General features: G+C 74.0%; 18 protein-coding genes, 2 tRNA genes and 1 riboswitch. Of the genes, 9 read left to right on the top strand and 11 right to left on the bottom strand.

Features of this window, described 5'->3' with window-relative positions:
* Window positions 1-94: 94 nt before the first annotated feature.
* The 4 genes from CELF_RS11540 (at window position 95) to CELF_RS11525 (ending at window position 5,005) form a co-directional block, all read left to right on the top strand.
* Window positions 95-1,756 (top strand): glycoside hydrolase family 13 protein, encoded by a 1,662-nt coding sequence (locus CELF_RS11540; protein ID WP_013771436.1) that lies wholly within the window; start codon window positions 95-97, stop codon window positions 1,754-1,756.
* A 109-nt stretch (window positions 1,757-1,865) separates the two neighbouring features.
* Window positions 1,866-3,155 carry an ABC transporter substrate-binding protein gene (locus CELF_RS11535; RefSeq protein WP_414973743.1) on the top strand — a complete coding sequence of 430 codons (1,290 nt, stop codon included), beginning with the start codon at window positions 1,866-1,868 and terminating at the stop codon, window positions 3,153-3,155.
* A gap of 24 nt (window positions 3,156-3,179) precedes the next feature.
* A complete protein-coding gene (locus tag CELF_RS11530; protein WP_013771434.1) occupies window positions 3,180-4,103 on the top strand; it encodes a carbohydrate ABC transporter permease in 924 nt (307 codons plus the stop codon).
* Window positions 4,103-5,005, top strand: a complete 903-nt coding sequence (locus tag CELF_RS11525) for a carbohydrate ABC transporter permease (RefSeq protein WP_013771433.1) — start codon at window positions 4,103-4,105, stop codon at window positions 5,003-5,005. The genes CELF_RS11530 and CELF_RS11525 overlap by 1 nt, the downstream gene beginning before the upstream one ends.
* An 11-nt stretch (window positions 5,006-5,016) precedes the next feature.
* Here the strand turns inward: CELF_RS11525 and CELF_RS11520 are convergent, their stop codons facing one another.
* Window positions 5,017-6,159 carry a hypothetical protein gene (locus tag CELF_RS11520; RefSeq protein ID WP_013771432.1) on the bottom strand — a complete coding sequence of 381 codons (1,143 nt, stop codon included), beginning with the start codon at window positions 6,157-6,159 and terminating at the stop codon, window positions 5,017-5,019.
* Between the two features lie 288 nt (window positions 6,160-6,447).
* On the opposite strand from CELF_RS11520, the gene CELF_RS11515 reads away from it, so the two are divergent.
* Window positions 6,448-8,958, top strand: a complete 2,511-nt coding sequence (locus CELF_RS11515; protein ID WP_013771431.1) for a PQQ-dependent sugar dehydrogenase — start codon at window positions 6,448-6,450, stop codon at window positions 8,956-8,958.
* Between the two features lie 97 nt (window positions 8,959-9,055).
* On the opposite strand, the gene CELF_RS11510 is transcribed toward CELF_RS11515, so the two are convergent.
* From CELF_RS11510 to CELF_RS11500, 3 genes are all read right to left on the bottom strand, one after another.
* Window positions 9,056-9,128: transfer RNA gene (locus tag CELF_RS11510), tRNA-Asn, on the bottom strand.
* A gap of 81 nt (window positions 9,129-9,209) precedes the next feature.
* Window positions 9,210-9,719 carry a hypothetical protein gene (locus CELF_RS11505; RefSeq protein ID WP_013771430.1) on the bottom strand — a complete coding sequence of 170 codons (510 nt, stop codon included), beginning with the start codon at window positions 9,717-9,719 and terminating at the stop codon, window positions 9,210-9,212.
* A gap of 91 nt (window positions 9,720-9,810) precedes the next feature.
* Window positions 9,811-9,884, bottom strand: a tRNA-Ile gene (locus tag CELF_RS11500).
* Between the two features lie 118 nt (window positions 9,885-10,002).
* On the opposite strand from CELF_RS11500, the gene CELF_RS11495 reads away from it, so the two are divergent.
* Together CELF_RS11495 and CELF_RS11490 are read left to right on the top strand one after the other, a co-directional pair.
* Entirely contained in the window at window positions 10,003-10,809 is an 807-nt protein-coding gene (locus tag CELF_RS11495; protein WP_013771429.1) for a DUF1206 domain-containing protein, read from the top strand.
* Between the two features lie 77 nt (window positions 10,810-10,886).
* A riboswitch (cyclic di-GMP riboswitch) is annotated at window positions 10,887-10,961 on the top strand.
* 16 nt (window positions 10,962-10,977) lie between these two features.
* Window positions 10,978-11,202, top strand: coding sequence for a BldC family transcriptional regulator (locus CELF_RS11490; protein WP_013771428.1), 225 nt, complete (start codon window positions 10,978-10,980; stop codon window positions 11,200-11,202).
* A gap of 137 nt (window positions 11,203-11,339) precedes the next feature.
* On the opposite strand, the gene CELF_RS11485 is transcribed toward CELF_RS11490, so the two are convergent.
* From CELF_RS11485 to CELF_RS11475, 3 genes are read right to left on the bottom strand one after another with little or no spacing between them, the layout of a single operon-like run.
* Window positions 11,340-11,870 (bottom strand): TetR/AcrR family transcriptional regulator, encoded by a 531-nt coding sequence (locus tag CELF_RS11485; protein ID WP_013771427.1) that lies wholly within the window; start codon window positions 11,868-11,870, stop codon window positions 11,340-11,342.
* A 27-nt stretch (window positions 11,871-11,897) separates the two neighbouring features.
* Window positions 11,898-13,820, bottom strand: a complete 1,923-nt coding sequence (locus tag CELF_RS11480; RefSeq protein ID WP_013771426.1) for a YhgE/Pip domain-containing protein — start codon at window positions 13,818-13,820, stop codon at window positions 11,898-11,900.
* Window positions 13,821-13,868: 48 nt separating this feature from the next.
* Window positions 13,869-14,609 carry an ATP-binding cassette domain-containing protein gene (locus tag CELF_RS11475; RefSeq protein WP_013771425.1) on the bottom strand — a complete coding sequence of 247 codons (741 nt, stop codon included), beginning with the start codon at window positions 14,607-14,609 and terminating at the stop codon, window positions 13,869-13,871.
* 139 nt (window positions 14,610-14,748) lie between these two features.
* On the opposite strand from CELF_RS11475, the gene def reads away from it, so the two are divergent.
* Together def and CELF_RS11465 are read left to right on the top strand one after the other, a co-directional pair.
* Entirely contained in the window at window positions 14,749-15,237 is a 489-nt protein-coding gene (gene def, locus CELF_RS11470; protein WP_041554192.1) for a peptide deformylase, read from the top strand.
* A 153-nt stretch (window positions 15,238-15,390) separates the two neighbouring features.
* Window positions 15,391-15,891, top strand: coding sequence for a DUF3145 domain-containing protein (locus tag CELF_RS11465; protein WP_013771423.1), 501 nt, complete (start codon window positions 15,391-15,393; stop codon window positions 15,889-15,891).
* A gap of 181 nt (window positions 15,892-16,072) precedes the next feature.
* Here the strand turns inward: CELF_RS11465 and CELF_RS11460 are convergent, their stop codons facing one another.
* The 4 genes from CELF_RS11460 to CELF_RS11445 all read right to left on the bottom strand — a co-directional run bounded on the left by CELF_RS11460 (window position 16,073) and on the right by CELF_RS11445 (window position 19,766).
* Entirely contained in the window at window positions 16,073-17,317 is a 1,245-nt protein-coding gene (locus tag CELF_RS11460; protein ID WP_013771422.1) for a beta-ketoacyl-[acyl-carrier-protein] synthase family protein, read from the bottom strand.
* Window positions 17,318-17,402: 85 nt separating this feature from the next.
* Window positions 17,403-17,651, bottom strand: a complete 249-nt coding sequence (locus tag CELF_RS11455) for an acyl carrier protein (protein ID WP_013771421.1) — start codon at window positions 17,649-17,651, stop codon at window positions 17,403-17,405.
* 109 nt (window positions 17,652-17,760) lie between these two features.
* Window positions 17,761-18,765 (bottom strand): beta-ketoacyl-ACP synthase III, encoded by a 1,005-nt coding sequence (locus tag CELF_RS11450; protein ID WP_013771420.1) that lies wholly within the window; start codon window positions 18,763-18,765, stop codon window positions 17,761-17,763.
* A complete protein-coding gene (locus tag CELF_RS11445; RefSeq protein WP_013771419.1) occupies window positions 18,762-19,766 on the bottom strand; it encodes an ACP S-malonyltransferase in 1,005 nt (334 codons plus the stop codon). The genes CELF_RS11450 and CELF_RS11445 overlap by 4 nt, the downstream gene beginning before the upstream one ends.
* Between the last annotated feature and the right edge of the window lie 2 nt (window positions 19,767-19,768).

Raw genomic sequence — 19,768 nt, 5'->3', positions numbered from 1 at the left:
GGTTGCCCATCGCCTCTTGACCTCCTCCGCCGATGGCGCGACTCTAGTGCCGAGACCTAAATTTAGGGCCCGGATCAAATCAGGGGGAGTTGGCGTGGAGCGTGTGTCGGTGCTCGGGAGCACCTCGGTCGGCTCGACGGGGCAGGACGCGACGTGGTGGCGGCAGGCCGTCGTCTACCAGATCTACCCGCGGAGCTTCGCCGACTCGAACGGCGACGGCATCGGCGACCTGCCCGGCATCACCTCGCGCGTCGGGTACCTGCGCGACCTCGGCGTGGACGCCGTCTGGCTCAGCCCGTTCTACCCGTCGGCGCTCGCGGACGGCGGCTACGACGTCGACGACTACCGCGACGTCGACCCCCGCATCGGCACCCTCGCGCAGTTCGACGAGATGCGGGCCGCGCTGCACGCCGCGGGCATCCGCCTCGTCGTGGACATCGTGCCCAACCACACGTCGAACCGGCACGCGTGGTTCCGCGAGGCGCTCGCGTCGCCACCCGGGTCGCGGGCGCGCGAGCGGTACGTCTTCCGCCGTGGCCGGGGAGCGGACGGCGAGCTGCCGCCCAGCGACTGGACCTCGACCTTCGGTGGCCCCGCGTGGGAGCCCGTCGGCGACGGCGAGTGGTACCTGCACCTGTTCGCGCCCGAGCAGCCCGACCTCAACTGGGCGGACGAGCAGGTGCGCGCGGACTTCCTCACGACCCTGCGGTTCTGGGCGGACCGCGGCGTCGACGGCTTCCGCATCGACGTCGCGCACGCGCTCGCCAAGGACCTCGCCGAGCCGCTGCCGAGCCAGGCCGACCTCGACGCCGACACCTGGGGCGGCGCGCACCCGCTGCAGGACCGCGACGAGGTGCACGACATCTACCGCGAGTGGCGCCAGGTGTTCGACGAGTACGACCCGCCGCGCACCGCGGTCGCGGAGGCCTGGGTGCCCGCGCACCGCCGCTCGCGCTACGCGTCGCCCGAGGGGCTGGGCCAGGCGTTCAACTTCGACCTCCTCGAGGCGGAGTGGGACGCCGAGGCGTTCGCGTCGATCATCGACGGCAACCTCGCGCTCGCGCTCGAGTCGGGCGCGTCGTCGACGTGGGTGCTGTCCAACCACGACGTCGTCCGGCACGCGACGCGGTACGCGCTGCCGACGGGGACCGACCTCGTCGCGTGGCTGAAGAGCGACGGCACGGACCCCCGGCCCGACGTCGAGCAGGGCCTGCGCCGCGCGCGGGCCGCCACCCTGCTGACGCTCGCGCTGCCGGGCTCCGCCTACCTCTACCAGGGCGAGGAGCTCGGCCTGCCCGAGGTCGCGGACCTGCCGGACGACGTCCTGCAGGACCCGACCTTCCTGCGCTCGCGTGGTGCGCAGAAGGGCCGCGACGGGTGCCGGGTGCCGCTGCCGTGGACCGCCGACGGGCCGACGCTCGGCTTCGGCGACCGCCGGGCGCACCTGCCGCTGCCGGACCGGTTCCGGCCGCTCGCCGTCGAGGGCCAGGAGGCGGACGACGCCTCCACGCTGCGGCTCTACCGGCGTGCGCTCGCCGCGCGGCGGGACCTGCAGTCCGGTGAGACGCTCGAGTGGGTCACCCGCACGCCGACCGTCGTCGCGTTCGCGCGGCCCGGCGGGTGGACGTCGGTGACGAACTTCGGCACCGCGCCGGTGCCGCTGCCGCCCGGACGCGTGGTCGTCGCGAGCGCACCCCTCGAGGGGGCTGCGCTGCCGGGCGAGACCACCGTGTGGCTGCAGGACGACGCGAGCTGACCCGGACGGTGCCACGGCACACGCCCGACCACGACGGCACCGACGCCGCGTGCGACCGAGGGGAGACGACGACGTGCCCGAGCCGGACCTGACCACCGCACGCGCGGACGTGACCCACCGCGCGGGTGCTCCACCGCTGAGCCGGGACCTCAGCCGCCGCGGCTTCCTGCGGGCTGCGGGGGTCGTGGGCGCCGGTCTCGCGCTGGGCGCGTGCGCTCGCACGAGCGCGTCGGAGCCCACCGAGATCGTGTTCTTCCAGTCGAAGCCCGAGGTCATCGGGTACTTCGACGAGCTCATCGAGCAGTTCCACCAGGAGCAGTCGCGCGTGCGGGTCCGGCACGACGCCACGTCGAACCTCGCGGGCTCGTTCGTGCGCGAGTCGCCGCCGGACATCGGCTGCCTCAACTACAACTTCGAGATCTCCCGCTACGTCGAGCGCGGCGTGCTCAGCGACCTCGGAGACCTGCCGGAGGCCGGGCGGGTGCTCGACGAGCTGCACCCGCTCATCGACGTCACCGCGAGCTACCCGGGCCGCACGAGCGTCCTGCCGTACTCGCTCATGGCGGCCGCGGTGCTCTACAACCGGGAGATCTTCGCGCAGCAGGGCCTCACCGTCCCGACCACGTGGGACGAGCTCGTCGCGGTGTGCGACGCGCTCCGGGCCGCCGGGATCACGCCGATCTACAGCACCTTCAAGGACCCGTGGACCATCGCGCAGGGCCACTTCGACTACACGGTCGGCGGCATGGTCGACACCACGGCGTTCTTCGACCAGCTCAAGCAGCAGGGCACCGAGGTCGGGCCGGGCTCGCCCGTGGCGTTCCAGAAGCAGTTCCTCCCGCCCGTCGAGCGCATGCAGGAGCTCGTCGCGTACGTGAACGACGACGCCGCGAGCCGCGGATACGGCGACGGCAACCTCGCGTTCGCGGACGGCCAGGCGGCGATGTACCTGCAGGGGCCGTGGGCGATCGGGGAGATCGTCAAGACGAACCCCGACCTGGACGTCGGCGCGTTCCCGCTGCCCATGACGGACGACCCGGCGGACCGCAAGGTGCGCGTCAACGTCGACCTCGCGCTGTGGATCCCCGAGGGCTCGACGAAGAAGGCGGCGGCTCGCGAGTTCCTGCAGTTCCTCATGCGGCCGGACGTCATCGACGCCTACAACGCGCACGCCCTCGGCTTCGGCGTGACGAAGGACGCGGCGCCCGTCACGAACTCCACGCTCGTCGAGCTCAAGGAGTACTACGACCGCGCGGACTTCTACCTGGGCGCGTCCCAGCTGGTGCCCCAGTCGATCCCGCTGCAGAACTACACGCAGTCGCTCGCGGCCGGCGCGGCCCCCGAGCCGGTCCTGCGGACGCTCGACGCCGACTGGCGCCGCCTCGCGTTCCGCTCCTGACGACCTCCCGGACGGAGACACCCCATGGTCACAGCAGCTGCCGCCCGACCGAGGAGCCGCACCGCCGCGGCCGTCCCGGTCAAGGCGGTCCGCCCGCGGGTCGGGGCGACGTTCTACCTGTTCCTCGTGCCCGCGCTCGTCCTGTTCACGCTCTGCATCACCCTGCCGGCGGTCATGGGCATCACGCTGAGCTTCACCAACTCCGTCGGCTTCGGCGAGTTCGAGTTCACCGGCCTCACCAACTACGTCGCGCTGTTCTCCGACCCGGCGATCCGCAGCTCGTACCTGTTCACGGTCGGCTTCGCGCTCGTCACGGTCGTGCTCGTCAACGTCGTCGCGTTCCTCCTCGCCGTCGGCCTGACCGCGAAGATCCGGGCCAAGATCGCGCTGCGCGCCGTGTTCGTGCTGCCCATGGTGATCTCCGGCATCGTCATCGCCTACGTCTTCAACTTCCTGTTCTCCAACTCGGTGCCGCAGCTGGGGCAGGCCGTCGGCATCACGGCGCTCGAGCAGAGCCTGCTCGCGGACCCGGACCTCGCGTGGGTCACGATCGTCATCGTCACCGCGTGGCAGGCCATCCCGAGCGCGCTGCTCATCTACATCGCGGGCATCCTGTCGATCCCCGGTGAGGTGTACGAGGCCGCCGCCATGGACGGCGCGAGCCCCGCCCGACGGCTCGTCGCGATCACGCTGCCGCTCGTCGCCGGGTACGTCGTGATCAACATGGTCATCGGCTTCAAGAACTTCCTCAACGCCTACGACATCATCGTCGGCCTCACCAACGGTGGCCCCGGCACGGCCACCCGCAGCGTCGCCATGACGATCTTCTCCGGCTTCACCGGCGGCGACTACGCCTACCAGATGGCCAACGCCACGATCTTCTTCCTCATCGCCGTGGCCCTCGCCGTCGTGCAGCTGCGCCTCACCCGCGGAAGGAACGCGTTCTGATGACTGCCCAGACGCTGGTCACCACGACCCCCGGTCAGGTCCCGGTCCGCCGGCGCCGCCGGTTCCTCGGCCGCGGCGGGGAGGACCGCCCGAGCTGGGGCGCCACCACGGCGCTGCTCGTCTGCACGCTCGCCGTCCTGGCGCCGCTGTACGCGACCGTCACGATGGCGTTCAAGACGACCGCGCAGTCGGTCGACGGCGGCCAGGTGTTCGCGCTGCCGTCGCCCGTGAGCACCGAGGGCTTCGTCGAGGCGTGGCGGCTCACCAACTTCCCGCGCGGCTTCGCGATCTCGGTGTTCGTCACCGCCGTCACCGTCGTCGGCACGGTCCTGCTCGCCGCGTTCGCCGCCTACGCGATCGCCCGGAACTGGGACCGGCCCTTCTTCCGCTGGTCGTTCTTCTACCTGCTCGCCGCGATGTTCCTGCCGTTCCCGGTGCTCGCGCTCTCGCAGGTCAAGCTCACCGGCATGGTCGGGCTCGCCAACCCCGTCGGCGTCGCGCTGCTGCACGTGATGTTCCAGCTGTCGTTCAGCGTGCTGCTGTTCACCGCGTTCATCCGCGGCCTGCCCGAGGAGCTCGAGGAGAGTGCGCGGCTCGACGGCGCGTCCACCTGGACCGTCTTCCGGCACATCGTCTTCCCGATGATGGCGCCCATGAGCGCCACGGTCGCGATCTTCGCGTTCCTCGCCTCGTGGAACGACTTCATGATGCCGTCGCTCATCACCGCCGACTCGACCCTGCAGACGCTGCCCGTGCTGCAGAGCGTGTTCCAGACCCAGTTCAGCAGCAACTACAACGTGGCGTTCGCGTCCTACCTCATGGCCATGGCACCGGCGATCGTCGTCTACCTGTTCACCCAGCGCTGGGTCATGGCGGGCGTCACGCAGGGAGCCATCAAGTAGGCGGGCCTCCGTCACGGCGTGGCGATGCGTGCGGCGAAGGCCGTCGTGACCTCGCCCTCCACCCGGAACGCGTCCGCCTCGCTCTCGAGGTGCGTGTAGGCGTCGGTGATCGCCGCGTGCGTGTCGCCGGCCGCCTGGCGCAGGTCGTCGACGTCGTCCGCCCCGGGCCTCCGCGCGCCGGCGACCTTCCGCCAGGCGGCTGACAACGCCGTGAGCTCGCTGTCGACCTGCGCCAGGCGCTGCTGGAGCGCCGTCTCGACGGGCGTCGGCGCCTTCGCCGCAGCCATCCGCCTGAGCTTCGGGCGGAGCACCGACGTCTGCCAGGTCGTGAGGGTCGCCACGTGCCTCGCCGCGTCGGCGGGCCGGGACGTCGGCAGGCTCAGGCGGTCGATCCCCTCCACGGCCGCCGAGTGGGCCATGAGGAACGTGAGCAGCTCCTTGTGCGTGCCGTACATGACGTCGAACATCCGGCCGGCGTGCGCGACCTGGTCGGGGTCGAGCGGCGTCGCGGACCTCGTCGCCCGCACCGCCTGGATCACGTCCTTGCGGATCTTCGTCGCGGCGTGGATCTGCTGCGGCGTCCTCTTCTGGTCGAGCAGCGAGCGGATGACGAGGACGTCCTGGTCCGCGTGCCGCGACTCGTGGAAGAGCGTGCCGACGACCTCGGTGACCTCCGCGGGCGTGAGGTCGCCCAGAGTCTTCGGGACGAGCCGGCTCGTGAACTTCGCGACGTTGACCTTCACCTTCCACGCCGCGGAGTCGAACACCCCGGCCGCACCCGCGCCCGTCACCGGCACCCAGCCGAACAGCGGCACGCCGGCGGCCGTCAGCTCGGCCTGGACCGCCGTCATCACGGCAGCCACGAAGTCGCCGATCGGCATGCTCCGCTGCGTCCGCCAGAGCCGGACGGCGGTGTCGACGTACCGGTCCTGCCGGGGCTGCTCGTCCAGGCCGTACTCCTTGCGCTGCACGACGGGACGCGTGCGCGCGCCGAGCAGCTGTCGGACCACGCGGTTCCCGGCGAGCCGCTGGAGCCCCACCACGCGGTCGAGCCCGGCGGCGACGGGACGAGCCGTGCTGTCCGGGCGAGGGTCCCGGTCGCCGCGCGCGCCGTCACCGGTCCACGTCGCACGCCCGGGTCGGTAGGTGCGCACGGTCGCCCTCCGTCGCTCCCGGCGGGCCGGGGGAGGCCGCGCCGCGGGGCTCGCGTGCCCCGTACCCGCAACGATCCTCGGGCGGCCGTCCAGATACCAGGCCTCGGCCCGCTCGCGCTCACGGCACCGGACGACCGCCGAGCCGCGCCGGCCGGCCCCGGGCGCCGTCCACCCGGGCGGCACCCCGCCGACGGGCGGCGGGGGAGCGGATCGATTCGGGCCGTTGCGCCGCGCAGCCCGACGCGGGACGCTGCCCACCTGACGCGTCGACGAGGACGGGGGACCTCGATGAACCGCTGGCGCTCGCTCGCATCCGTCGTGACCGGGGCGCTGGTCGCCACCGGCCTGGCCGTGGCAGGGACTCCACCCGCGACGGCCGCGGTCCCGGCCGGGTTCTCCGAGTCGCTCGTCGCGAGCGTGCCGAACCCGTCCGCGATCGCGTTCACCGCCGACGGGCGCATGCTCGTCACGCAGCAGTCGGGCCGCCTGCGCGTCCGAACGGCCGCCGGGACGCTGCTCGCGACGCCCGCGCTCGACCTCGCGAGCCGCCTGTGCACGAACTCGGAGCGCGGCCTGCTCGGCGTCGCGACGGACCCCGACCCCGCGACGCGCGCGATCTACCTGTTCTACACGGCGCGCACCGGCACCTCGTGCCCGACGAGCCAGGGCGGGACCCCGGCCGGCGCGCCGGTCAACCGGGTCTCGCGCTTCGTCCTCGGCGACGACAACCTCGTCGACCCGGCGAGCGAGACGGTCCTGCTGGACGGCATCGCGTCGCCGGCGGGAAACCACAACGCGGGCGACCTGCACGTCGGCAAGGACGGCTACCTCTACGTCACCACCGGCGACGGCGGCTGCGACTACCGGGGGGACAGCGGCTGCGGAGGCGACAACGACGCGTCCCGCGACCGCAACGTGCTCCTCGGCAAGGTCCTGCGCGTCGACCGGACCACCGGGGCGCCCGCACCGGGCAACCCGTTCCTCGGCACCGGGACCGCGAGCTGCCGGCTCGCGCCGGCCGCGCCCGGGACCGTCTGCCGCGAGACGTTCGCGTGGGGGCTGCGCAACCCGTTCCGGTTCGCCTTCGACCCGGACGCGAGCGGGACGGTGTTCCACGTCAACGACGTGGGGCAGAACGTGTGGGAGGAGATCGACCTCGGCACGCCCGGTGCGGACTACGGCTGGCCGGTGCGTGAGGGGCACTGCGCGCAGACCGGCTCCGCGACGGACTGCGGTGGCGCGCTCCCGGCCGGGATGACGAACCCGATCCACGACTACGGCCGGAGCACGGGCTGCGGCTCCATCACGGGCGGCGCGTTCGTCCCGGACGGTGTCTGGCCCGCGGCGTACGAGGGCGGGTACCTGTTCTCCGACTACAACTGCGGCCGGCTCATGATGCTCCGGGGCGGGACGCGCACCGACGTCGCGACCGGCCTCGGCGCCGCGGTCCACCTCGAGTTCGGGCCGTGGTCGGGCACCCAGGCGCTCTACTACACGACGTACGCGAACGGCGGCGAGATCCGCCGGCTCGCGTACACGGGCACCGCCAACCGCACGCCGACGGCGGCGCTGACCGCGTCCCCGACGAGCGGCGCCGCACCGCTGACGACCACCCTCGACGGCCGCGGCAGCAGCGACCCCGACGGCGGCACGCTCACGTACCTGTGGCAGTTCGGCGACGGCACGCCCGACGCCACCACGACGACGCCCACGGTGCAGCACACGTACGCGGCGGGCACGTGGACGGCGACGCTGCGCGTGCGCGACCCGCAGGGCGCGACGTCGGCGGCGGTGACGGCGCGGATCACCTCGGGCAACACCGCGCCCACCGCGCAGATCACGTCCCCGGCGGCCGGCGCGACGTTCGTCGTCGGGCAGACGTACACGCTGTCCGGGTCGGCGACGGACGCGCAGGACGGCACGCTGCCGGGGTCGCGCCTGTCCTGGACGGTCGTGCGCGTCCACGACCAGCACACGCACCCGTTCCTCGGCCCGGTGACCGGCAGCGCGGTGTCGTTCCAGGCCCCCGGGCCCGAGGACCTCGCCGCCGCCGCGAACAGCCACCTGCGGGTCACCCTGACCGCCACGGACGCGCAGGGCGCGACGACCACGGTCACGCGCGACTTCCTGCCACGCCGGGTCGCGGCGACGCTCGCGACGTCGCCTGCCGGACGCACGCTCACGGTCAACGGCCAGACGGTCACGGGCCCGACGACCGTGACGTCGTGGGCGGGGTTCGACCTGCGGCTCACGGTGCCGTCGCAGCGCGACGCGCAGGGCCGCACGTACGAGCTCGACGGGTGGTCCGACGGGTCCACGGCGGCGACGCGGACGTGGACCACGCCCGCGTCGTCGACCACGCTCACGGCGACCCTCGGGCTGCGCGGCCTGCGGGCCGTCTACCACGACAACGCCGACCTCACGGGCGCGACGGTCACGCGCATCGACCCGGCCGTCGCGTTCGACTGGGGGCTCGCCGCGCCCGTGAGCGGGATCGGGGCGGACACCTTCTCGGTCCGCTGGAGCGGGTCGGTCGTGCCCCGGTACTCGCAGACCTACACGTTCGCGACGACGTCGGACGACGGCGTGCGGCTGTGGGTCGACGGGACGCTCGTGATCGACCAATGGACGAACCACTCACGCCGCGTCGACACGGGGACGGTCGCGCTCACCGCGGGGCAGGCGGTGCCGATCGTCCTGGAGTACTTCGACGGCGTCCGGAACGCGGTCGCGGAGCTGCGCTGGTCGAGCACGTCCCAGGCCTCGGAGATCGTCCCGACGACCCGCCTGCGGCCATAGGGCGGGTCCGGCGCGCGCCGTCGGTCGCCGGACGGTCGCGGAGACGACGAAGGCCTCCGATCAGCGGGTGACGCTGGTCAGAGGCCTCCAGGTGAAGCTCCCTCGACTGGACTCGAACCAGTAACCGTCCGATTAACAGTCGGATGCTCTGCCAATTGAGCTACGAGGGATCGTTGCGGCAAGAACTCTAGCAGCCACGCGGGGGTGCTCCGGACCACCCACCGGGCGCGGGGGATGCGCGCGGGCGGTCGTCAGCGGGGCAGCCCCGCCGCGTCGCGTGCCTCTGCCTCGGCGACGTCGAGCGCCGCCGACACGGCGGGGTCCTCGACGTCCACGGTCCCGTCGCCCAGCACCTGCGTGAAGATCTCGCCCTCCTCGTCGCGCCGCAGCGCGAGCCGCACCCGGGCGCCGCCCGGCACGGTGACGGGGACGGCGTGCACGACGGACTGCTGCACGCGCTCGCGGAACGTCTGGGTGAACGCGACCGAGGCTCCGTCCTGCGCGAACGGCAGCCGCGACGTGCCGCCCCACACCCACGTCACGGTCAGCACGCGTGTCGTGGGGTCGAGCGAGCCGCGGTCGACGTCGCTCCACGGCACCCGCACGACCTGCCCCTCCTCCAGCAGGTGCACCGCCCGTCGTGTGGCGACCGCCCACCGACCGTCCGTGAGGTGCGCCTCGACGAGGACCTTGTCCCCGGGGCGCAGGTCGAGCAGGGCGCGTTCGGGCGCGGGAAGCCGGCGTCGACGGAGGAGAGGCACCGGGCCACGGTACCCGCGTGCACGACCGCTCCGGACCGTGCGGGGCACGCCCGCGGGTGCGCCCCCCGACCGTGGTCCTGGGCGGTCCGGGTGGGGCAGGTGGGGCTTGAACCCACGACCCACGGATTATGAGTCCGCTGCTCTGACCGGCTGAGCTACTGCCCCCGAAGGCTCGCCCAGGGTACGGCACGGGTCCTCACCCGCTCTCCGGTCGCGCGGGCGGGTGTTCGCTGCCACGATCCGACGCGACGGGTCGACCGGGGGGAGATCGGGTGGTGACGGCATGACCACGACGACGAACGCCGGGCAGGGCTGGGAGCTCGCGGCGCGCACGGGGTACGCGGTGAGCGGGGTGCTGCACGTCCTCATCGGCGTGCTGGCGCTCCAGGTGGCGTTCGGCAGCAGCTCGCAGCAGGCCGACCAGTCGGGGGCGTTCGCGACGGTGGCGTCGACGCCGTTCGGCAGCGCGCTGCTGTGGCTGTTCGTCCTGGGGCTCGCCGCCCTCGGCCTGTGGGAGGTCGTCAAGGCCGTCCGCGGCGTGCCGCCGACGATGCGGGGCGACCTGCCGGGCGGCGCGGGCGGCGCGTGGCGTGCGAAGGCCGCCGGGCGGGCCGTGGTGTACCTCGCGCTGGCGGCGGCGGCGTTGGGGTTCGCGCGCGGCGGCGGCTCGTCGAGCGAGCAGCAGGCCGCGGACCTGACGGCGCGCCTCATGTCCGCGACGGGCGGACGGCTGCTCGTGGGCCTCGCCGGGGTGGCCGTCGTCGGGGTCGGGGCTTACCACGTGGTAAAGGGTGCGAGGAAGAAATTCCTGTCTGACCTGCACCGACTTCCTTCGGGCACCGCCGGGCGCGTCGTCGAGCGGCTGGGGGTCTGGGGCTACGTCCTCAAGGGCATCGCCCTCGGGATCGTCGGCGTCCTGTTCGTCGTCGCGGCCGTCAAGGCGGACCCCGCAGCCGCCGGTGGCCTTGACCAGGCGTTGCACACGCTCCGAAGCCAGCCTGGCGGTCCCGTGCTGCTCGGGCTCGTCGCTCTGGGACTTGTGGCCTACGGGGGGTATGCGTTTGCCCGGGCCCGCTTCGGCAGGCTCTGACATTCACCCGTTCGCCGCGTCCGGGAGGTGCGGAGTTTCTTGACTAACCGCTCGGAAACGGTCATAGTTCTGGATGTCAGCGACAACGGCAAACCCGCCGCAAGGTGGGGACGCAAAGCCACGGGACCCACGAGGTCAGCCGAGCTACCGAACGACAGGAGATCCATCATGGCCGTGACCACCCCCGCCACCGACGCCCCGCTCTCGCAGGGCGCCCTTCTGACGCCGGGTGAGGTCGCCGTCCTGTTCCGCGTGGACCCGAAGACGGTCACGCGCTGGGCCCAGGCAGGCAAGCTCTCGGCGGTCCGCACGCTCGGCGGGCACCGCCGGTTCCACGAGTCCGAGGTGCGTCAGCTCCTCCAGGGCGTCCCCTCGCAGCGCGCGGGCGAGTGACCCTCCGCGGCTCCTGCCGCGACCTGCACGACCCCGGACGCGGGCGGTGACACCAGTCGCCGCCCGCGTTCCGCGTGTCCGGACGACGCGGTCGCTCGGCGCGCGCACGGGCGGCGGCTGCACAGGGTCCCGCCGGCTCAGCGGACGGTGCTGAGCACCGCCTCGCGCACCTCGTCGAGCGAGCGACCCGGCTGGAACACGAGCCACTCCAGCCCGGCCACGACCGTCGCCCCGAACAGCGCCGCCGCGGTCAGCGACGGGTCGCGCTCGGGCCACGCGTCCCGCACCGCCGCCGCGAACACGCCCATCGCGTCGTCCCGCAGCGAGCGGATCGAGTCCTGCCAGCGCCGGCCCGTGGCGACCATGACCTTCGCGAAGTCCGGGTGGTCGCGCACCTGCGTGAGCAGCTCGGTGACCAGGGCCTCGACGGCCTCCCGCCCGTGCGCCCCCGCGGCCGCTCCCTGCAGGGTCGCGGTGAGGTGCTGCACGCCCTCGCCGAGGATCGCCTCGAACAGCTCCGCCTTCGAGCCGAAGTTGTAGAAGACCGACCCCTTCGCGACGCCCGCCGCGGCGGCGATCTCGTCGACGGACGTCGCGGAGTACCCGCGGTCGGCGACGAGGGCGAGGGAGGCGTCGACGATGCGCTGCCGGGTCTCGGTGCTCCGCATGGGGGCAGCCTCTCAGGTCGGCGGTCGTCAGAGGGTCAGCGCGGGGTGCAGGCGCGACAGCGTCCACGTGCGCATGCGCCCGGCGCGCCACGACGTCACCGCGAGCGAGCCCACGAGCAGCGTGACGAGGTACGCCACCGCCGTCCACAGCCGGCCGTCGGGGTTGCCCGTGAGCAGTGCGCGCAGCCCGTCGACTCCGTAGCTCATGGGCAGCAGCGGGTGCAGGGCCCGGAAGAACGCGGGCGACGTCTCGACGGGGTAGGTCCCGCCCGCCGACGCGAGCTGGAGCACGAGGAGCGCGAGCGTCGCGACACGACCGGCAGCCGTGCCGAGCAGTGCGAGGAGCATCTGCTGCAGCGCGAGGAACGCGGCGACGACGAGCACGGTGAACGCGAGCGCCCCGAGCGGGTGGCTGGGCGTGAGGCCGAGCCCGACGCGCAGCACGGTGAGCAGGGCGACGACCTGCGCGACACCCATGACGAACGCGGGAGCGAACCCGGCGAGCGCCGCGCGAGCGCCTCGCGCCGGAGTGGCCAGCGCGCGCGGCGGGACGGGGCGCAGCAGCATCCACGTGACGACGCCCCCGAGGAACAGCGCGAGCGGCAGGAAGAACGGCGCGATCCCCTCGCCGAACCCCTCGGCGGCGGCGCGGTCGGTGGCCTCGAGCGCGACGGGCTCGGCGATCGCGGCCGCCCGGGCCTCGCGCGTGCCGTCCGGGTCGGAGGGGACCGCGGCGGTGCCCTGCGTGAGCGCGTCGGCGAGCGTGCTCGCGCCCTCCTCGATCCCGCCCGTGCCGTCCGTCAGCCGGTCGGCGCCGTCGGAGAGGTCGGTCGCCCCGGCCGCCACGTCCGCGGTGCCGTCGGCGAGCGCCGCGGCGCCGTCCCGCACGTCCGCCGCGCCCGCGGCGAGCTGCGCGGCCCCGTCCCGCAGCGCCGCGGAGCCGTCCGCGACCCCGCGGGCCCCGGCGTCGAGCTCGTGCAGGCTCTGCGTCGCCGCGTCGAGCGTCGCCGCGTCGGGCAGCGACGACGCCGTCGCCGCGAGGCCGGACAGGATCTGGGCGGCCTGCGCGTCGCCGCCCTGGGCCCGGGCCGTGAGGTAGGCGGTGAGCGACCCGAGCTGCGCGGGGACCTGCTCGGCGCTCGCCGCGAGCGCGTCGACCTGGGCGACGGCCGCGTGCACGCCGTCGGCGACCTGCGCGCTGCCGTCGGCGAGCCTGCCGGCGGCGTCCGCGGTCGTCGCGGCACCGTCCCGCACCTGTGCCGTGCCGTCCTCGAGGTCGGCGGCGCCGTCGGCGGCCCGTCCGGCGCCGTCGCGCAGCGCGTGGGCCCCGTCGGCGAGAGTCGTCGCGCCCGTCGCGAGCTCGTGCGTGGCGCCCCGGAGCTGCACCGCACCGTCGGAGGCCTGCGCCAGGCCGTCGTGGGCCTGCGTGAGGCCGACGAGCACGGCGTCGACCGCCTGCTCTCCCGCGGTCGCGGAGACGGCCGCGCGGATGCGCTCCATCGCGGTGCGGCCCAGCGAGGTCACGAGGAACGAGTTCGCGTCGTCGTAGGTGACGTCGATGCGCGCGGACCGCGGCGCGTCGCCGCCGGCCGAGACGAGGTCCGCGGAGAAGTCGGCAGGGATCGTGACGGCGAAGTAGTACCGGCCCTCGTCGACACCCGCGGCGGCGTCGGCCGCGTCCGTGACGACCCAGTCGAGGCGCTTCTCGTCGACCAGCCGCTCGACGAGGTCACCTCCGGCGTCCACCGGGGTGCCGTCGCGCACCGCGCCCGCGTCGGCGTCGACGAGGGCGACGGGGATCCGGTCGAGGTGGCCCGTCGGGTTCCAGAACGCCCAGAGGTACAGCACGCCGTAGAGCAGCGGGACGACGATCATCGCGACGACGGCGAGCCGGGGGAGCGTGCCGCGGCGGAAGCGGCGCAGCTCGGTCCCGGCGGTGAGCGAGAGCATGGCGGGTCCTCGGGTGGGTGGCGGTGGAGGGGGCCGGGCGGCGGTGCGTCAGGACGGCAGGGCGACGACGGTCGGCGGCGTGGTCCAGCGCGTGCGGGCGACCTCGTCGGCGCTCGCGCAGGAGGCGATGACGGTCGTGCCGTCGGCCGCGAGCTCCTCGAGGTGCGTCCAGACGACCTGGCGGCGGGCGTCGTCGAGCACCTGGTCGACGTCGTCGACGACGAGCAGCGCGGGGCGCTGCAGGAGCGCGAGGCCGAGGCGCAGGAGCATCGCGTCGAGCTCGTCGAGGTCCCACGCGACCGTGCGACCCGGCGGGACGGGGCGCTCGCGGAACGCGGGCGCGAGCAGCGCGTCGAGCGTCGCATCACCCGGCCGCGGCGTGTACCGGTACCAGGGGCCCAGCCAGGCGAGCCGCTCGCGGACGGTCGCCGCGACGGTGACGGACGCGTCGAGGTCGTCGATGCCGCGGAACCCGGAGACGGCGGCGGCGCGCTGCACCGCACGACGCCGGCGCGGCAGCGGCTCGCCCAGGACGCGCAGCTCGGCGGTGCGGTCGGGCGTCATGCGGCCGGCGAGCGTGAGCAGGAGGCTCGTGCGTCCCGACCCCTGCGCACCCTGCAGGACGGTGAGCGTCCCGGGCGCCAGGTCGAGGTCGACCGGGCCGTAGACGCGGCCGCGGGGACCGTGCAGCGCGAGCCCTCGGGCGCAGAGCGCGGGATCGCGGGCCGCGACCTCCTCGGACGACGACCCGGACGACGCCTCGGGCGGGGCTGCGGTCGTGGTGGCCACGCGATCCTCCTTCAACTGACCGGTCAGTACAAAGATACGACCGCTCGCCGTCGCGGACGACCGGCTGCCCTGTCTGCCTGCTCACACCGACCGTGCGGACGGCCGTGGTCCCGCGCCCGGGCATGAAATGATCGCCACCATGGCCATGCGAGAGATCCGCACCGTCGGAGACCCCGTCCTGCGTACCCCGTGCGACCCCATCACCACGATCGACGACCGCGTGCGCTCGCTCGTCGACGACCTGCTGGAGACCGTCGACCACGAAGGGCGCGCCGGCCTCGCGGCCAACCAGATCGGCGTCGGTCTGCGCGCGTTCTCCTGGAACATCGACGACGAGATCGGCTACGTGCTCAACCCCGTCATCGTCGAGCTGTCCGAGGACGAGTACCAGGACGGCGACGAGGGCTGCCTGTCGGTGCCCGGCCTGTGGTACCCGACGCGTCGTGCCTGGTACGCCCGCGTCGCCGGCACCGACCTCGACGGCAAGGAGGTCGTCGTCGAGGGCACCGAGCTCATGGCCCGCTGCCTGCAGCACGAGGTCGACCACCTCGACGGGATGCTCTACCTTGACCGGCTCGAGCGCTCGGTCCGCAAGAAGGCGATGCGGGCGATCCGCGAGCAGCTCTGAGGCGTGCACGCCCGGGGTGCTGGCGATCGAGCCGCACCTCGGGCATAGTGTGCACAGCACGCCGCGAGACCGTGCGTACTCCTGTTCCCCGCCTGGCGGGGGTGGACTGAGGTCGTTGGGGAAGGCGAACCTCGAGCCGACCAGGAGGACGACATGGCAGGTGCCATCACCCGCGGTGTACTTTTCGTGCACTCAGCACCGCGCGCGCTGTGCCCCCACATCGAGTGGGCCGCGGGGAACGTCCTGAGTGCCCGGGTCACCTTCGACTGGACCCCGCAGCCCGCCGGGCCCGGGTTCTACCGTGCCGAGCACTCCTGGCAGGGTCCGCAGGGCACCGGCGCGCGCCTCGCCTCGGCGCTGCGCGGCTGGGCGCACCTGCGGTACGAGATCACCGAGGAGGCCAGCCACGGCGCCGACGGCTCCCGCTGGAGCCACACGCCCGAGCTGGGCATCTTCCACGCCGCGACGGACGTGCACGGCAACGTCGTCGTCCCCGAGGACCGGATCCGCGCGGCGCTCGAGCACGCGGCCGACCCGGCGCGGCTGCGGGCCGAGCTCGACCTCGCGCTCGGGCAGGCGTGGGACGACGAGCTCGAGCCGTTCCGCTACGCGGGCGCCGGTGCGCCCGTGCGCTGGCTGCACCGCGTCGGCTGAGCCGCGCGGGAGCCGCACCGCCGGCTCGGCGCCGGCCGGCGCTCGCCCGGACCGCATCCCGCGGGTCCGCATCCCGCACCGGGACCCGCCGGAACCGCGCCGCGCGGCCGCGGCCCCACCCGGAGCACGACGACGGCGCGCCGCCCGCTAGGGGTGGCGCGCCGTCGTCGTCCGGTCGGCGTCAGGCCGACGTCACCACGAGGGCGACGTTGTGCCCGCCGAAGCCGAACGAGTTGTTGATGGCCGCGATCTGGCCGTCCGGCAGCGTGCGCGGCTTGTCCCGGACCAGGTCGAGCACGAGCTCAGGGTCCGGCTGCGCGACGTTGATCGTCGGCGGGGCCTGCCGGTCGTGCAGCGCCAGGATCGTGAACACCGTCTCGAGCGCGCCGGCGCCGCCGAGCAGGTGACCCGTCATGGACTTCGTCGCGGACAGGGCCACGTGGTCGGCGTCGTCGCCGAGGACGCCGCGGATGCTGCGTGCCTCGATGAGGTCGCCGACGACCGTCGACGTCGCGTGCGCGTTGACGTGCACGATGTCACGGTGCGCGATGCCGGCGTCGGCGAGGGCCGAGCGCATGGCGCGGATCTGGCCGTCGCCGGACGGCTCGGGCGAGGTGATGTGGTAGCCGTCGGCGGACAGGCCCACACCCGCGATGCGGGCGTACACGCGCGCCCCGCGGGCGGCGGCGTGCGCGGCGCTCTCGAGCACGACCACGCCCGCACCCTCGCCGACGACGAACCCGTCGCGGTCGACGTCGTACGGCCGGGACGCGGCGGTCGGGTCGTCGTTGCGCTGCGACAGCGTGCGCGACGCGGCGAACGCGCCGATCGGCATGGGGTGGATCGGCGCCTCGGTGCCGCCGGCGACGACCACGTCGGCGCGACCCGAGCGGATCATCTCGACGCCGTAGCCGATCGCCTCCGCCCCCGACGCGCAGGCCGAGACGAGCGCGTGCGCGCCGGCGCGCGCCCCCAGGTCGAGCGACACGAACGCCACGGGGGAGTTGGGCATGAGCATGGGGACCGTCATGGGGAGCATGCGCCGGGCGCCCTTCTCCCGCAGCGTGTCCCAGCCGTCCAGCATGGTCCAGATGCCGCCGATGCCCGAGGAGACGACCGCGCCGAGACGGTCCCCGTCGACCTCGGGGGAGCCGGCGTCGGCCCAGGCCTCGCGCGCCGCGATGACCGCGTACTGCGCGGACGGGTCCATCTTCTTGAGCTCCGGGCGGGGCAGGACGTCCTGCGGTGCGACCTTGATCGTCGCGGCGAACGTCACGGGCAGCCCGTAGGTCTCCGCCCAGTCGTTGTCGAAGGTGCGCGCCCCGGACTCACCGGCGAGGGCGGCGGCCCACGTCGAGGGCACGTCGCCGCCGAGGGGCGTGGTGGCGCCCAGTCCGGTGACGACGACGTCGGTTGCGTGGCTCATCGGTGCTCCTGGTGGCGGTGGAGGGTGGTCCGTCCCGACGCGGCGAGGTGCGCGGGCGCCGGGACGGACCGGGGTCGCGGCAGGGTCAGGACTGCGCGCCTGCGATGAACGAGACGGCGTCGCCCACGGTCGCGAGGTTCTTGACCTCGTCGTCGGGGATGCGCACGTCGAACTTCTCCTCGGCGAGCGTGACGATCGTCATCATCGACAGCGAGTCGATGTCGAGGTCGTCGGTGAAGGACTTCTCCGGCAGGACCGAGTCGGTGGGCAGGCCCGTCTCCTCGCTCACGATCTCGGCCAGACCGGCCAGGATCTCCTGCTCGCTGTACGCCATGGTGTCTCCTTGGGTGCTGCTGGATGGGTCGGACGAACGGTACAACCCGAGGGTCGGCCGAAGGTCTGAGGACGGGGCGGTCCGGCGGGGGTCGCCGGGCCTGGTGCGGTCAGGGCAGGACGACGACCTGCGCGGCGTAGACGAGCCCGGCACCGAACCCGATCTGCAGGGCGAGCGCGCCGCTGCTCACCTGGCCCTCGCGGAGCAGACGCTCCGTGGCCAGCGGGATCGACGCCGCGGAGGTGTTGCCGGTGTCGGCGATGTCACGCCCGACGACGACCGTCTCGGGCAGCTTGAGCTGCTTGATCATCTGGTCGATGATCCGCATGTTCGCCTGGTGCGGGACGAAGGCGTCGATCTGGTCGGCCGTCACGCCGGCCGCGTCGAGGGCCTTCTGCGCGACCGGGGCCATCTGCCAGACGGCCCACTTGAACACGGACTGGCCCTCCTGGCGCAGGGTCGGCCAGCCGGCACCCTCGTCGCGCGTCGCGAGCCACGAGTGCGTCTGGCGGATCGCCTGCGCCTGCGCACCGTCCGAGCCCCAGACGGTCGGGCCGATGCCGGGGGTGTCGGACGGGCCGATGACGACCGCGCCGGCGCCGTCGCCGAGCAGGAAGGAGATGCTGCGGTCCGTCGGGTCGACGAACTCGCTCATCTTCTCGGCACCGATGACCAGCACGTGCCGCGCGGCGCCCGCGCGGACCAGCGCGTCGGCCTGGCCGATGCCGTAGCAGTAGCCCGCGCAGGCCGCGGAGATGTCGTAGGCCGCGGCCGGGGTCGCACCGATCCGGTCCGCGATGATCGCGGCGCCGGCGGGCGTCTGGTGGAAGTACGTGACGGTCGACAGGATCACGGCGTCGATGTCGGCCCCCGTGAGGCCGGCGTTCTCGATCGCGGCGCGCGCGGCGCCCTCGGCGAGGTCGAGCACGTCGGTTCCCTCGCCCGCACGGCGGCGCGTGACGATGCCGGTCCGCTGGCGGATCCACTCGTCGGAGGAGTCGATGGGGCCGACGAGGTCGTCGTTCGGGACGACGCGCTCGCCGCGCACGCCACCGATGCCGAGGATGCGCGAGTGCGCGGGGCCGGTCGCCTGCGTCAGGGTGGGTCGGGTCACGACTGGTGCTCCTGGGTGGTCGCGGTGGTGTCGCCGGGCGTGGGGGTGGACGCCGTGCCTCCGTGGCGGCGCACGAGGTCGCGCGCGGCGTCCAGGTCGGCGGGCGTCTTCACGGCGACCGTCTCGACCCCGGGCAGCGTACGCCGGGCCAGGCCCGTCAGGACGCCGCCGGGGGCGACCTCGAGCAGTCCCGTGACCCCGAGGCCGAGCAGCGTCTGCTGGCACAGGTCCCAGCGGACCGGGTTCGCGACCTGGGCGACGAGCAGCTCGAGCGCGCGGGCGCCGGACGGGACGACCGTGCCGTCGGCGTTGGTGAGCAGCGGGACCGCGGGCTCTGCGGGCGACACCTGCTGCGCGGCGGCCCGCAGCTCCGCGACCGCGGGCTCCATGACCTGCGTGTGGAAGGCGCCCGCGACCTGGAGCGGCACGACGCGCGCGCGGGTCGGGGGAGCGGCGGCGAGGGCCGCGAGCGCGTCGAGCGCGCCCGCGGCGACGACCTGGCCGCCGCCGTTGACGTTCGCGGCGACGAGCCCGTGCCCGGCGAGCGTCGCGAGCACCTCGTCGGGGTCCCCGCCGAGGACCGCGCTCATGCCCGTGGGCGTGCTCGCGGCGGCCCGCGCCATGGCGGCCCCGCGCACCGCGACGAGGCCGAGCGCCTCGTCGTCCGTGAGGACGCCGGCGACCGCGGCGGCGGCGAGCTCGCCGACCGAGTGGCCCGCGGTCGCGCCGACGAGCGGGCCCGCGACGGTGCCCAGCGGCGTGGTCGCGTCGAGCTCCAGCACCGCGCGCAGGCTCGCGAGCGCCGAGGCGACGAGCAGCGGCTGCGCCACCGCGGTGTCACGGATGGTGTCCGCGTCGGACGTCGTGCCGTGCGCGCGCAGGTCGAGACCTGCGACCTGCGACGAGCGGTCGACGGACTCCGCGACGACGGGCAGCTCGAGCCAGGGGGCGAGCATGCCGGGGGACTGGGCACCCTGACCGGGGCAGACGACGACGAGCACCT

The sequence above is a fragment of the Cellulomonas fimi ATCC 484 genome (assembly GCF_000212695.1).
GTDB lineage: Bacteria > Actinomycetota > Actinomycetes > Actinomycetales > Cellulomonadaceae > Cellulomonas > Cellulomonas fimi.
The sequence above is the reverse complement of the archived record's forward strand: the minus strand, read 5'-3'. Positions and strand labels throughout refer to the sequence as shown.